Source organism: Morganella morganii (genome assembly GCF_019243775.1).
In the GTDB taxonomy this organism is placed as follows: Bacteria; Pseudomonadota; Gammaproteobacteria; order Enterobacterales; family Enterobacteriaceae; genus Morganella; species Morganella morganii.
On sequence record NZ_CP069157.1, the window covers coordinates 3069960 to 3084948 of the forward strand.

The window sequence follows — 14989 nt, forward strand, 5'->3', positions numbered from 1 at the left end:
TGTCCTCAGAAACGGTAGGTGTAGCGCAGTTCAGCGGTTAACGGACGACCGAGGTTGTCCACTTTTTCCAGGCCGTTGCTGGTCAGACCCGCCGGGTAATCGCGGTCAAACAGGTTTTCCACCAGCAGCGTGAGCTTATGCTGCTGCGCATGATCCACATACAGATATGCGCTGGCATCAAACACGGTGTAATGGCCGTAGGTATCATTGCCGGATTTCAGTTCACCCACATAGCGGGCAGCCAGTTCCGCACCCCACTGTTTCGCCGGGGCGTCATAACCAATGCGGCCGCGGGTAAAGAACTCCGGAATATCGTTGAGTGTCGCGCCGTTTTTGGTATCCAGCCAGTTACGGGTGATATCCCCGGAGACATACCAGGATTCATCAAAGTTCAGTTTGGTCGCCAGTACCACACCTTTGGTACGGATTTCACCATCACCGTTAACCCATTTATCGTATTTACCGACTTTCACTGTCGTGATCAGATCATTGATTTCACGGGCGTAGGCCGTTGCACCGAACTGCCATGCACCGCCGTTTTCCCACTTCGTCAGGTAGTCAAAACCGGCTTCGATGTTTTTACTGGTTTCCGCTTTCAGGTTGGCATCACCGATGGTTTGCTTACTTTCATCTTTGACATATAACTGCTCAGCGTTCGGCAGTTTAAATGCTGTTCCCACCTGGCCGCGTAAATTGAGCTTTTCATTCACCTCATATTTGGTGCTTGCCATCCAGACGGTTGCATCCTGGCCGCCTTCAAAGCGTTCATAACGCACGCCGAGACTTGGTTTCAGCTCCGGTAAGACAGGGATATCCGGCCGCACCTGTAAATACAGGGCATTGGCTTTCGCGGTATCCGTTTCGATCTTCATGACCTCATCTTTACCTTTGTACCACTGGTTATCTGTCCCGACGACAAACTCATTATCCCCGAACAGGTAAGATTTGATCTGTGCCTGAACGCCGTAGTCCCGGAATCCCCAGTAAGAATCATCATTCTGAATATCCACGGAGCCGTCCGCCAGATAGCGGCTGCGGTCATAACGGGTATTCCAGTCATTAAGATGTGCACGGATTGAGTAGCTGGTATCCTGCGTCAGGAAATGCTCAAAGGAAACTGTGGCCAGATGATGGTCACGTTTGTTCATTGCCTGGCGGTGATGGTTCGGGGAAACCATATCCAGGTCGGCCTGTGTGTACTGGTAGAATCCCTGCAATTGTGCGGTATCCGCAATAGTCTGGGTAACCTGGACACCAACAGATGTCACGTCATAGCCACGCTTTTTCTGACCGATCGTGCCGTTGTAATCACTGTCGCGATATGGCTGATAACCGTCAGATTTACTGCGGGTTACCCACGCCATCAGACCGGTTTTGCCGATATCGTTATCAAACGCTTTCTCGACGTAACCCTCTCCGTAACGGCCTTTATCCGTATCCGCGCCGACACTGAATTCACCGGACAGTACCTCTGAGGTCGGTTTTTTGGTGACAATATTAATCACACCGCTGATCGCCTGAGTACCGAAAGAGAGACTCTGCGCCCCCTGCAGCACTTCGATGCGGTCAATCGCAATCAGCGGCAGAGTATCGAGATAGATCCCGCCGAACAGGCGGTTGTTCAGACGGACGCCATCAATCAGAATTAAGGTGTCATCCGGGCGGCCGCCCATAAAGGAATATTTACCGTAGCCGTAAGCCCCTTGTCCCAGAGAGACATATAATCCCGGCACATATTGCTGTAATACCTGGTTTAAATCGGATGACGGCCCGGAACGCTGAATTTCCTCACGGGTAATAACCTGTAATTTATTCCCGTAGTCGGCCAGTTCATTAACGGTGGTGGATTCAATGGTGGAAGATCGGACAATAATCGTGTCGTCATTATTTCCCAGTGTTCCGGCCTGCGCACAGAACGATAACAGCACCATGGCGGATAACGGTGCCAATGCAAACTTAACTGATTTCATACCTTTCTCTTTTATTATTTTGTTGTGATACATGCCGTGAAGACAGAGTCGCTCTGACTCAGAAGCAGACAATATACTGAATGAATTCAATGGGTAAATATGAGAACAGTTCTTTTTCCCGCTTTGTGAATACGGACAGATTCAGCCCCTTTTTTCTTTAAATTCCTGTAGGCAGCTGTGTCTTTTTTGTTTCATTTGTTAATTATCATTAATGACAACTATCACCTTAAACTCATTTATTGTTATGTTATAACATAACAATAAATGCATGAAAACCGATCCGAGAATAAAAAACCGCAGCCCCTTATAAGAGAGACTGCGGTCTGAAAATAATTTAATTAATATTTTTCGAAGAATGACTGAATTTTCTGCGGATCAGTGGTCTGTGTCAGAGCCAGTTGCAGCAATACTCTGGCTTTTTGCGGGTTCAGTCTGCCGGAAGCCACAAAACCGTATACATCATCATCCACTTCCGCGTTACGTGTTGTATAGCCCGTTGGCACCCGGCTGGCGCGGACAACCACCACGCCCTCTTTGGCTGCGGCGGCTAATGCATCAAAAACGCCTTTATACATATTGCCGTTACCCACGCCGGCACTGACAATCCCGGCATTTCCCTCTTCCCGCAGGGCTTTTACCGGCGCATCTGAAGCATTGGCATAATTATAAACAATACCGACTTTCGGCAGTTCGCTGAGTTTACTGATATCAAACACCGCACCGGCCTGCCGTGGCAGCGCTGCCTGATAATAGGTCACTTTGCCGTTATGGATAAATCCGGTATCCCCGGCATTCACCGCTTCAAACGCCTGAACTTCCGTGGTATTCATTTTGACCACATCCCGCCCGCTAATCACCTTGTCATTCATCACCATCAGAACGCCGCGATCGGCCGCCGACTTATCCGTTGCCAAAACTACTGCATTATAGAGATTCAGCGGGCCGTCCGCGCCCAGTGCCGTGGACGGACGCATTGCCCCCACCAGCACAACCGGCTTATGGCACGATACTGTCAGGTCAAGAAAATACGCGGTCTCCTCCAGCGTATCGGTGCCGTGAGTGATGATAAATCCGTCCGTTTTATCACAGGTCCGGTTGATTTCTTTTGCCAGCGTCAGCCACACCTTGTCATTCATATCCTGTGAGCCGATATTCACAATCTGCTCACCACTGAGATCTGCCAGTGCTTTGACTTCCGGTACGGCATCAATCAGCGCATTGACGCCTACTTTTCCGGCCTGATAACCGGACGAAACCGACGATTCCCCGCCCCCGGCAATAGTGCCGCCGGTGGCCAGAACTGTCACAGAAGGAAGTGCAAACGCAGGGGTCATAAAGAGAGATATCAACGCGGACAGCAGAATCTTGTTGCGGTTTTTCATACCTGAATACTCCGTTGCTCAGTAGAATTATAAATAGCCAATTAATAAATATAGAACTAATTAGATATTTAAATTCTCCTTACAGAGAATATTCACAGCAAGATGCTGAAAATGAGATCAGAAGCGGTATTTTAAAACGGTGACTCAGAAGAAGCCATTCTGACCTGCCGGAAAGAAAACACGATGCAGGTCAGAAAGCGGAAGCAGAACAACAATCACATCAGACGGCGGCTCAGTGTCTCCGACGGTTTCTCATTAAACAGGCGCTGATAGTCAGTGGCGAACTGCCCCAGGTGCCAGAACCCCCACTGCATTGCTGCGTCTTTGACGGTAGTCTGTTTTGAATACGGGCTGACCAGCTCACGACGCACAGCATTCAGCCGGATGGTTTTCAGATAAGCATTCGGGCCAATACCCAGTACCTGCTGGAAGGCATTCTGCAGCGTGCGGCGGCTGACATACAGCTCATTACACAATTCCAGCACGGTCACCGGTTCGGTGGCATTTTCAAACAGATATTCACGGGCTTTAGAGACCAGTTTCAGGTAGTTCACACGGTTGGTGTAGTGCTCATCGGCCACGGTGCTGGCATCTTCCAGCAAGCCGAGGAATGCCGTCAGCAGGTTATGACTCAGGACACGGCTGACGGTACGGTTGCGTTCCTGCTCAATTTTGGAGTGCCAGAGGGCATGGCGGATATACTGCCAGATCGCCTCTTTTTTGAAGGGGTTCACCCCCACAGCCGGGTTTTCGCTGAGCAGATTCATCAGCCGCTCCGGGTTTTGCAGCACCACAGAGTGCTTTTTCAGGATATCGTGAGAGATCACCAGTCCCTGAATGTGATAGTCATCCGGCGTGCTCAGTTCAAATTCTTTTCCGCCCGGACGCACGGCTATTTTCTGCCGGCACAGCATCTGATTGCCGATATAGCCGGTATTCTGCTGCTCCCCCGGAATGCCGAACCAGAAGGCATTCGGCCAGACCATACAGGACTGGCGCAGAGACAGATTAGTGTATTCGTGGAATACCTGAAGCCCGTCAAACAGGGTTTCGGTCAGTTCCCCTTCAAACCGGCCCGGCGTCAGCTGATCATAAAGCTGCTGCCAGGCGGTAATAGCACACGCCTGATCATAGGCATCATGCGTATAACGCTGTGTAAAATTCTGCTCGATCACGATAGGGCTGAGATCGCGGTCATGCGGCACTTCATCATTAAGGTGATGTAAATCTGGTGTGATTTTTTTCATCATTATTTTTTCCCCAAAATGAACGGCCGCCATAAATGTTAACCAGCGACCAATTGCTGCCAGAAATCGGGATGAGGATTCGGTACGACCATGCTGTAAACCAGCGCACCTTTATCTGCGGCGACCTGTGATGCGGCTTTTTTGGCGGTTTCGACGTCTGCAACATCGCCGCTCATCACAAAGTAACATTTACCCCCGATACCATACGCCATATGAAGTCGTATTAACGTGACGCCGGCTGCTTTAACAGCAAAATCCGCCGCCTCAATGCAGGTTGCGACACTAAAGGTTTCCACTACCCCGACGGCTTCGCGGGCATTCACATCCGTCACACCACCGATAGCCGGGAGCACATCCGGGTGGATATTACTGAGCAGAAACTCATCCACTACCTGAGCACCGCCTTTTTCCACACCGCAGCGCATTGCCTGCTGTGCGGCGGCAACATCACCGCCGACCATCACCACATATTTGCCGGGACACACGGTTTTGCCCATCAGCAGGGTGACTTCCGCACTTTTGAGCATAAAATCGGTGACTTCCATCCCTTTGGCGATACTGGACAGTTCCACCATCGCAATTGCACTGTGCATAGTTATTCCTTCTCTATCGTGACAGCCGTGCTGTCAATATGGCGAACCACACCGCTGATACTGGCGTGAACCGGCGCACCCAGTGCTTTTTCCGGGACAGCGGCGATCAGCATGCCCGCCGTGACGTTATCCCCTTCGCTGACAACCGGTACCGCCGGGGCACCGATATGCTGACGTAACGGGATAATCACCTGCTGCGGCGCGTAGATCTCATCAGTCATCGGCGCTTTGTGCATGTATTCCGTCAGTTCCAGACGGCGGACAAGGCGTTTGACCGGCAGCATGCGGTGCTGAGCCATCGGATCTTCCGGGCGCAGTTCACCTTCGTAGCGGATCCCTTCTTCGCGCAGCTTCACTTTCAGCATCTGATTCAGGCGCATCGGTGAGATCTCCACCGGGCAGGACCAGGCTTCACAAATCGCACATTCCGAGCAGGTCAGTGCCGCAACAACGGCTGACGGTGCGGAGATCTGCTCATACCCCACCGCGCGGACAATCAGGTGCGGCGGCAGTTCGTGGCCGATCATATGACGCGGGCAGAGCTCGGTACACATGCCGCACTGTTCACATACGGTACGCGCCTGGTTGATCACCGTGCGCTCCGAACGGGTCCGGCGCTGAATTAAAATATGGTCATCCGGCAGGACTAATAAGCCGCCGGTGGTTTTGGTCACAGCATCATCAAGGGATGTCTGTAATTTGCCCATCATCGGCCCGCCGTTGATATACGCCGGGTTGCTGATGGTGGATCCGCCTGCCAGTGCCAGCACTTCACGCAGTGTGGTGCCGACCGGAACGGAAACGGTAACAGGATGATGAACCGCGCCGTTCACCGTCAGGACACGGTGTATCACGGCCTGTTCCTGTTCAACGGCATACGCGACATTGATCAGCGTCTGCACATTACTGACCACCACGCCGACAGACAGCGGCAGTGCCGCAGGCGGGACCCGGCGGCCGGTCGCCAGCCAGATGGTGATCACTTCATCACCGGCCGGATAAACATCCGGCAGGATATGCAGACGGACAGAATCCGGCACGCGGGCATTCAGGATATCAATGGCCGCCTGATGCTTGCCTTTGATGGCAATAATGCCCTCTTTCGCGCCGGTGGCCCGCATCGCATACAGCAAACCGCGGATCATCGCATCCGCCTCAAGGACAGCCAGCTGCTGATCCACCTGCAAAAGCGGCTCACATTCAGCCGCATTCACCAGATAGATTTCCGCCTGTGCCGCCAGTTTGACGTGGGTCGGGAACCCCGCCCCGCCCGCACCGACAACCCCTGCATCCTGCACACGCTGACGAATGATTTCGGGCCCGCACTCATGCAGACCCGGCATCAGATTACTCATCGCGGTTTCCCTCCTGTTTTACCCGGTAGCGGCTGCCGCGTTTGCGCAGTTTGCCCTGTTTAAACAGGTCTTCCAGCACATCACGGCTGTCCTCTATCAGGCAACTGAAATGCATGGCCGCTTCTCCGGCGGTCACGCCGTGGCGGTGTTTGGCTGCAGCGGCAAAGATCATCATAGCATCCGCATCCGGTGCAGCGGCAGAAACAGCTGCCGCCGGAGCCGGTTCAGATACCGGAACCGGTGCCGGAGACTGCGGTTTTACCTTCACCGGTACACCGCTGAAACCGGTGACCAGCCACTCGGTATCACCATCCGGACGGCCGATGACCTTATGGCCGATCACTTTACCGGTACGGTTTGCGGCCGCAATGCCCGCATCCACCGCCGCACGGCACGCCGCCAGATCGCCCTCAACAACAAGCGTCACCATCCCCGGGATCACCATTTCATAGTTAAGGATGCGGACATTGGCCGACTTCAGCATCGCATCCGCCGCATCAATGCCGGACACCAGGCCGTATACCTCAAGTAATCCCAGTGAATCGATCATGACCTTTCTCCTGTGTTAATGACTGAACTGACTATACCCTTATTCATTCAGACCGCAGGTTCGTTGGCTGCATCCTGAATGACATCGGGTATCCCCGGACTCAGGCGCGCTGAATCGGATTGCGCGCGATATCCAGAACGGCTTCGGTAAAGGCATCACATGCTGCTTTACATGCTGCCTGGCTGCCGGTCAGGAAGGCTGCTGAGTAGTTGGTTTCTGACGGAGGCGGCACGTAAGTGGCCAGTTGCACGTCAGCGGCTTTCAGTGCGGCATCGATCCCGAAGGTCGCTTCCAGCGGCGGTGCCACCAGATAGGCAATCGGATCACCGTGTCTGATTTTGTCACCGTCAGACAGGTAAGAACCGGTACGGGAAATCAGATGCGCCAGGAATGCGGTATCTTCTTTGTCGTTCGCCCACTGAAAAGCAGGGCCTGACTCAATCGTTGCCATCATGGAATCCAGACCCGCGCGGACTTCCGCCGGGTTCGGGCCACCGAGGATAATCATCACTTCACCGGAGGTAGGTGATGGTGAATTTGACGCCCCTGCATACAGGGAACGTCCGTAAACCACTTCCACCAGAGCTTGTTTGGTGGCTTCGTCAGCGGCAATGTAAGCAACATCATCGGAGTCTGCGGTGATAAGGCCGAGGCTGCGGATGTGTTTCGGTAATTTCAGTTCACGGCAGAAATCTTCGTGTGCATTAGCGATAAGACGCATCGCTGTCACGCTCGGCCGGATAAGATCTAATGCAGGCATATTCAGTTCCCCGTTAACGGTTCATGTTGATACCGGACGCTTTCTGCTCCAGCATGCGTTTGGCTAAATCGACGATAACAGCGGCGGCTTCCACCGGCGGTGTCCCTGCGCGGTGAATATTCGAGATACAGGTACGGTCTGCTTCCACTGTGCCCGCCACTGTCGGTGAGTACACCGCGTAGCAGGAGAGGCTTTCAGACTGACCCAGCCCCGGACGTTCGCCCACCAGCAGGATAACCACTTTCGCGCCGAGCACTTCACCGGCCTGGTCTTCAATTTTCACGCGGCCGTAACGGACGAAGAACGGCGTACCCACTTTCAGACCGGACTGCTCCAGACCTTTCATCAGCGGCGGCAGAATTTCGTCGTAGTTTGCGGTGATAGCATCGGTGGACAGACCATCAGAGATAATGACCTGCACATCCGGCGCCTGCACACACTTGGTTTTCAGCAGTTCGATGGATTCTTTATTCAAAATACGGCCCATATCCGGACGGGTCAGATACTGGTTTTTGTCTGTTATTTCAGACTGTAACTCCAGCAGGTTCTGTTTTTTCACCCATTCCGCCGGGACTTCTTTCAGTACGGTATCTTTGGAGCGCGAGTGGTCAGCCAGGAAGCGCAGCAGGCTCTGGGTGCGCGGACGCACACCGGCACGGCCGGAGCAGACACGGGAACCGGTGCTGTTACGCAGTTCCTGTAACACTTCTGCACGGTGCGGGTTCTGCACGCCGATCCACTGTTTTGCTTCCGGTGAACCGAGATCCCACTCAACGGACTCAACAGACGTATTACCCTGATTCAGCACAGCCTGCGTTGCCGCAGCAACCGCCTGTACGTTTTCGCCCGTGTGTCCCATCTGAGCCATCACGCTGCGTACGATGTCATTAATTTGTTTTTGATCCATGGTGATTTACCCCGAAAATCAGAAGAACAGTGACGGATCGCCGGCACGATTGGTAAGACGCCCGTTTTCCATCAGACCCATTTTTTCCAGCCAGGCTTCGAATTCCGGCGCAGGGCGCAGGCCGAGTAACTGACGGATAGTTGCGATGTCATGGAACGCAGTGGTCTGGTAGTTGAGCATGATGTCATCACCCAGCGGCATACCGATGATGAAGTTACAGCCCGCAGAGGCCAGCAGGATCATCAGGTTTTCGTTGAGGTTCTGATCCGCATCCGCATGGTTGGTGTAACAGCAGTCACAGCCCATGGAGATACCGCTCAGTTTGCCCATGAAGTGATCTTCAAGACCGGCGCGGATAATCTGGCGGTCGTTATAGAGATATTCAGGTCCGATAAAACCGACAACGGTGTTCACCATGAACGGATCATAGTGACGCGCCAGGCCGTAGTTACGGGCTTCCATAGTCACCTGGTCAGCACCGTAGTGAGCGCCCGCTGACAGTGCAGAGCCCTGTCCTGTTTCAAAGTACAGGCAGTTAGGACCGGCGATACGGTTGTACTGCGCACCGACGTGGCGGGCTTCGTCCAGCATTTCCAGCTCAACACCGAACTCACGCAGACCTTTTTCACTGCCGCAGATGCTCTGGAAAATCAGGCCGCCCGGCGCACCGCGTTTGATGGCTTCCATCTGTGTGGTGACGTGCGCCAGTACACAACCCTGAGTCGGGATATCGTATTTATCGATGATGCCGTAGACAGCATCCAGCACGCGGCTGAGGTTATCCACATCGTCCGTTACCGGGTTGACACCGATAACCGCATCACCGCAGCCGTAAGAGAGACCTTCATAAATCTGTGCCACGATACTCTGCACTTCGTCACGGGTATCGTTCGGCTGTAAACGGCCGCTGAAGTGGCCCGGCAGACCCATGGTGTTATTCGCACGTTTCACGACAGGAATTTTCTTCGCGCCGTAAATCAGGTCTGCGTTGGAGCAGATTTTTGCCACCCCGGCGATGACTTCTGAGGTCAGGCCTTTGCGCAGCAGATTGATGTTATCGAGAGAGGTCGTGTCGCTCAGGACATGCTCACGCAGCTCACCGATAGTCCAGTTTTTGACCCGGTTGTATTCGGTTTCATTGATATCGTCCTGGATCAGACGGGTTACGCAGTCTTCTTCATACGGAACGACAGGGTTGTTGCGGACATCCGCAATCGTCAGTTCAGACAGCACTTGTTTTGCTGCCACACGTTCCTGGGCGTTACTGGCCGCGACACCCGCCAGGATGTCCCCGGAGCGGAGTTCGTTAGCTTTCGCGAGAACGTCTTTCACGTCCCGGAACTGGTAGGTCTGACCAAACAGCGTGGTTTTCAATTTCATATTACGTTCCCTCAGGAAGGAAATGCGAGTGATTTAACAGTAACAGGGACGACAGAGCCGCTGAATAACGGCGTGCCGATGTCGATATAGTCGCCTGTGTGCGTGATAACTTCGTCGATAACAGCCAGTTCGCGGCCGTTCATCAGCGGACGCAGCAGCATGCCCAGTGCCTTACCGAAATCCTGTCCCGCGATCACCAGCAGCGGCATGGTGTTCGGGTATGTTTTGGTAAAGCGTTCCAGAGCATCGATACAGCTTTGTACCGAGGCGTAGTTAGTCGGCAGTGATTCCGGTAAGGCCAGCGCGTACAGATCCTGCTGCGGATTAAGATCCATCTGCGTCAGGGCGCGGCTCCAGGTATTCACCAGATCTTCATCATCCGCGCGGCCCAGCGCCGGATGTACCACCGGAATATTGCGGACCGGCAGCGTGATGCTGTCCAGCCAGATGGTGCTGCCGGACAGGGACAGCGTATGCGCACCGGCGCCGATCACCGTGGCACGGACAGTCTGTGCCGGAGTCTGCATCGGTAAAGCACTGAAATCCGCATTGCGGTGTATCGCCTGTGCCAGCAGCGGCCCGATATCACCGAAACGGAAATCATTACCGCTTTCCGGATTGCTGTAACACTCCCCGACACCGCCGGACAGTGTGACCGCATAAAAAGAACTTTCCGCAGGCAGGCCGTCCGTCATCAGCAGCTCACGCCCGAGCGGGGTGAGATTGCCGCTGATCACTTCATACAGCAGCTCACTCATGCGGTCGGCAATGGTATTCAGCTGTGCCGGTGTCAGGGACATCGGATCGGTCTGCTCACCAAAGCAGTCACGGGCGATAAGACGGCCCGGCGCGTGCACATAAGTGACGCGTCCGCTACTGTCTGTTTCGAACAGACGGCCACCGACGTTCAGGCAGGCGGAACTGATCACATGACCGGCTTCGAACAGCACGTAGTTTGCTGTGCCGCCGCCGATATCGATGTTCAGTACCCGCGCCATCTTCTGCTCAGAAAGTGTCTGGGCACCGGATCCGAAACCGGCAATCACCGATTCCAGATGTGGCCCGGCGGTGGCGACCACGAAATCCCCGAGTTTCTGGGATAACGCCACCACAGCCGGACGCGCATTGCGGGTTTTAGCGGTTTCACCGGTAATGATGATGGCACCGGAGTCAATCGTCGCCGGGTCCATCCCGGCGGCGGCGTACTGATCCAGCACCAGCGCCAGCAGCTCTTCCTCACGCAGGTGGCCGTCTTTATCCACCGGCGTGAACAGAACCGGGCTCTGCCAGATAATTTTGCGATCCACAAACTCATAACGCGGCACCTGTGACACCGCCGCGCGGTTTACCAGAGCGAGACGGGAGAAAATCACCTGTGTAGTGGTGGTGCCCACGTCAATACCGACACTTAAGAGTTCGAGGGTTTTCATGCTTATTTCTCCTCCGCGACGCTTTCAGCAGCAGCTTCAGCGGCCGCAGCGGCATCTTCCTGCTCAATATTTTTCGGCATCATCATGATGGCAACGAAAATCGCAGTGATACCGCCGATAATTTTCCCTGCAATCATCGGGAAGATCATCGGAGCCATGTTAGCGGCCACAAAGCCCAGGTGGTCACCCAGTGCGAAGGCAGCGGACACGGAGAACGCACAGTTGATGATTTTGCCACGGGTATCCATTTTCTTCATCATGCCGAACATCGGGATGTTGTTCGCGAGAGTCGCGATCATACCGCCTGCGGCCATGTTGTTGATTTTCAGCAGGCTGCCGATCTTCATAAAGGATTTTTCAAACCAGCGGGTCAGCAGCAGCACCATCGGGTACGCCCCTAACAGCACCGCAGAGATAGAACCGATAACTTCGATGGCGCGCATCACTTTGCCCGGCACATCACCTTCTGCCATGAAAATCGGATCCAGGCCCGGAATCAGGTTCCAGCCCACAGTGAACTGCGCCACAGCTGCGGCCAGGCCGATAGTAATGATGGCAACAAGGATTTTGGCGAAGATCTGGAAGCCGTTGATCATTTTCTCAGGAATGAATTTCAGACCGAGGCACACCAGCGCCGCCACGATGATCACCGGGATCATATTGACCAGCAGCATGGTCATGCTGAAATCCACGACCTGACCGTCAATTTCCACACCGGAAAATTTCGCCACCAGACCACCGGCAATACAGCCGACCGGAATGGTCACGATACCGGCCAGCACACCGAGTGCCAGGAAACGGCGATCTTTCTTCTCGATAATGCCCAGCGCAACAGGGATAGAGAACACCATGGTCGCACCCATCATGGATGCCAGCAGTACGCCGGAATATAACCACGCTGCCACATCACCGCCGGACAGCTCTTTTGCGAGGAAGAAGCCGCCCATATCGATGGCCAGAATACTGCCCGCAAACACTGACGGGTTCGCACCCAGCATTTCATAGACAGGAATAATCACCGGCCCGAGCAGCATGGCGATCACCGGTGCCAGCGCGGTCATACCGACCATTGCCAGACCCAGTGCACCCATTGCCATAAAGCCTTCTTCAAACTGTTCACCGGAACCGGCAATGCCTTTCCCGACTTTACCCAGGCCGATTTTACCGAGGATTGCCTCTGAGCCACCGAACTGGCTGAAGATACGATCCACGGCTGCTATCAGCATAAAACTCATCATGATGTACATGATGATTTCATTAATGCCCATACCCTTCTCCTTCCGTGCCTGTCGCGCAGGCTGTTCTTATTGATTGACTCAGGCTGACTCGTAAATCGCCGTTATCTGAGCCGCTGTGACCGCGCGCGGATTGGTTTTGATGCAGATATCCTGCAATGCCGCTTTGGCAAAACCATCGAAATCCTCACGTTTTCCGCCCAGGGATGGCAGCGTCTGCGCGAGTTCCACGTCACTGATCAGTTGTTCCACGGCCTCAATGGCCTCCATGTCGGTCATCGGCCGCTGAGTCAGCGCATGACCAATTTCGCTGTACGCCTGTTTGCAGACCAGGCGGTTAAAACGCATTACCTGCGGCAGCATGACGGCGTTCGCCTTGCCGTGCGGAATGTTGTATGCCGCGCCAATCTGATGCGCCATCGCATGGCACAGCCCCAGACCGGCATTGGAGAACGCCATCCCGGCCATATAAGAAGCCAGCATCATGTCCTCACGGGCTTTGATATCATGCCCCTGACCGACAGCGATCGGCAGCGCGTGGCTGATCATGGAGATCGCCCGCAGTGCCAGCGCCTGTGTCAGCGGCGTGACGTTGCTCGCCACATACGCTTCAATCGCATGTGTTAAGGCATCGATACCGGTCATTGCTGTCACATGCGGCGGAACACCGAGTGTCAGACAGGCATCAATAATGGCGAGATCAGGCAGTAACTGGCTGTGTGCCAGCACCAGTTTGATATGATTTTCCGCAGTAATAATCACGGAAACATTGGTCGCTTCAGAGCCGGTACCGGCAGTGGTCGGGATAGCGATAAACGGCAGACGCGGATTGAGCGCCGCACCCGGCATCATATCCGCCAGCGGCAGATCCGGATTGGCAGCCAGCACCGCCACGGCTTTCGCCGCATCCAGCACCGACCCGCCGCCGAGGGCGATAATGCCGTCGCACTGCACGCTCAGCAGATGCTCAACGGTACGGAACACATCTTTATCCATCGGCTCGCCCGGCGGGCACGGCCAGATTTCATATGCAATGCCGCTGCGGCTCAGATTACGCTCCAGCACATCGGTAAGACCGGCCTGTAACAGCATGCCGTCCACCATAATAAAAACGTGCTTAATTCCGCGCTCCGCAAGAACATCCCCGCTGCGGCCGACGGCGCCCGGGCCGATTAATGTGGTCGGCGGGACAGAAAACTCACGCACCTGACGGGCATTCACCAAATCAAGCGCCTGATAGATAGCGGACTGAACCCCAGCCGCGGGTAAACGATTATCCGGCATGACGGTTTTCTCCCTGAGATACACCGCAGACAGCAATCGCCAGCGGCGTCATAAAAATAGAATGCTGTGGCAGTACCACGGTAAGATGCGGGAAACGCGCCTGAAACAGCGGCTGCACACCGGGCTGCATACAGGAGCCGCCCGCCAGCCACAGTTCAGTCACATCCTCACCGCGAATATGATCGTCGACGATATCCGTCATTTTTTCGTATACCGGACGAATAACCGGCCAGATGCTTTCACCGCGCTCACGCTTCATCTGCTCGGCATCTTCCAGTTCAATGCGCTGGTTGCCCGCCAAGGTCAGGGAAATATGATGACCGCCGGTGGCTTCGTCGCCGGAGCGGGTCACTTCGCCCTTCTGCACAATCGCGATCCCGGTGGTACCGCCGCCGATATCCACAACAGCGGCTTTATCCAGCCCCATCATGTCAGCGACCGCAGACGGCTCATCCAGCACTCTGGCGACCACCAGACCGGCAGATTCCAGCACATTCACGGAGATACGCGGATCTGTTCCCGGCGGGAATGACGTTGTCGCCACCTCAAACCGGAAACCGAACTGTTTTTCCAGCGCATCCAGATGTTTATTAACGATTTTTACCGCACCGAAGAAATCCCAGACCACACCGTCGCGCACCACATCTGCCCAGTCCAGGCACACCGCGACCGGCTGACCTTCCGCATTCACCACCATGGACACCACATCACAGGTACCGAGATCGATCCCCAGCCACAACGGCGCATCTTTGTGATCACCCGCCTGCGGCTGATTACAGATTTCCGCTGCCCGCTGTAAGCGCGATGCCAGCCATTCCTGATTGCGTTGAACCATCGGTTCCTCCGGTTTAAAACATAACGTCAGGGTTAACGTGAGTAACTCACACTAACCGGGA

The 14989-nt window shown here is 54.5% G+C and carries 13 protein-coding genes; all 13 read right to left on the bottom strand.

What is annotated here, in order from left to right; all coding sequences use genetic code 11:
* Nucleotides 1-5 precede the first annotated feature (5 nt).
* Complete coding sequence (locus JL661_RS14720; protein WP_225310095.1) at nucleotides 6-1970, bottom strand: TonB-dependent receptor plug domain-containing protein; 1965 nt, start codon at nucleotides 1968-1970, stop codon at nucleotides 6-8.
* 338 nt (nucleotides 1971-2308) lie between these two features.
* Complete coding sequence (ansB, locus tag JL661_RS14725; RefSeq protein WP_004236080.1) at nucleotides 2309-3352, bottom strand: L-asparaginase 2; 1044 nt, start codon at nucleotides 3350-3352, stop codon at nucleotides 2309-2311.
* A gap of 215 nt (nucleotides 3353-3567) precedes the next feature.
* The gene (gene eutR / locus JL661_RS14730; RefSeq protein WP_015422472.1) at nucleotides 3568-4602 is read right to left on the bottom strand and encodes an HTH-type transcriptional regulator EutR; all 1035 of its coding nucleotides are present in this window, start codon (nucleotides 4600-4602) and stop codon (nucleotides 3568-3570) included.
* Between the two features lie 35 nt (nucleotides 4603-4637).
* Nucleotides 4638-5192 (bottom strand): BMC domain-containing protein, encoded by a 555-nt coding sequence (locus JL661_RS14735; protein WP_004236084.1) that lies wholly within the window; start codon nucleotides 5190-5192, stop codon nucleotides 4638-4640.
* A gap of 2 nt (nucleotides 5193-5194) precedes the next feature.
* A complete protein-coding gene (locus JL661_RS14740) occupies nucleotides 5195-6547 on the bottom strand; it encodes a 4Fe-4S dicluster domain-containing protein (RefSeq protein ID WP_046024909.1) in 1353 nt (450 codons plus the stop codon).
* Nucleotides 6540-7097, bottom strand: a complete 558-nt coding sequence (locus JL661_RS14745) for a BMC domain-containing protein (protein WP_062773427.1) — start codon at nucleotides 7095-7097, stop codon at nucleotides 6540-6542. Before JL661_RS14745 ends, JL661_RS14740 begins: the two co-directional genes overlap by 8 nt.
* A 100-nt stretch (nucleotides 7098-7197) precedes the next feature.
* Complete coding sequence (gene eutL, locus JL661_RS14750) at nucleotides 7198-7857, bottom strand: ethanolamine utilization microcompartment protein EutL (protein WP_049246442.1); 660 nt, start codon at nucleotides 7855-7857, stop codon at nucleotides 7198-7200.
* Between the two features lie 13 nt (nucleotides 7858-7870).
* Entirely contained in the window at nucleotides 7871-8764 is an 894-nt protein-coding gene (eutC, locus tag JL661_RS14755) for an ethanolamine ammonia-lyase subunit EutC (RefSeq protein ID WP_004236091.1), read from the bottom strand.
* 18 nt (nucleotides 8765-8782) lie between these two features.
* Nucleotides 8783-10144 carry an ethanolamine ammonia-lyase subunit EutB gene (locus JL661_RS14760; RefSeq protein WP_004236092.1) on the bottom strand — a complete coding sequence of 454 codons (1362 nt, stop codon included), beginning with the start codon at nucleotides 10142-10144 and terminating at the stop codon, nucleotides 8783-8785.
* An 11-nt stretch (nucleotides 10145-10155) separates the two neighbouring features.
* A complete protein-coding gene (gene eutA, locus JL661_RS14765) occupies nucleotides 10156-11574 on the bottom strand; it encodes an ethanolamine ammonia-lyase reactivating factor EutA (protein WP_004238997.1) in 1419 nt (472 codons plus the stop codon).
* A 2-nt stretch (nucleotides 11575-11576) separates the two neighbouring features.
* Nucleotides 11577-12842, bottom strand: a complete 1266-nt coding sequence (gene eutH / locus JL661_RS14770) for an ethanolamine utilization protein EutH (RefSeq protein WP_036413848.1) — start codon at nucleotides 12840-12842, stop codon at nucleotides 11577-11579.
* Nucleotides 12843-12890: 48 nt separating this feature from the next.
* Nucleotides 12891-14093 (bottom strand): iron-containing alcohol dehydrogenase, encoded by a 1203-nt coding sequence (locus JL661_RS14775; protein WP_062773425.1) that lies wholly within the window; start codon nucleotides 14091-14093, stop codon nucleotides 12891-12893.
* Nucleotides 14083-14928 carry an ethanolamine utilization protein EutJ gene (eutJ, locus tag JL661_RS14780; protein ID WP_004236098.1) on the bottom strand — a complete coding sequence of 282 codons (846 nt, stop codon included), beginning with the start codon at nucleotides 14926-14928 and terminating at the stop codon, nucleotides 14083-14085. Before eutJ ends, JL661_RS14775 begins: the two co-directional genes overlap by 11 nt.
* Between the last annotated feature and the right edge of the window lie 61 nt (nucleotides 14929-14989).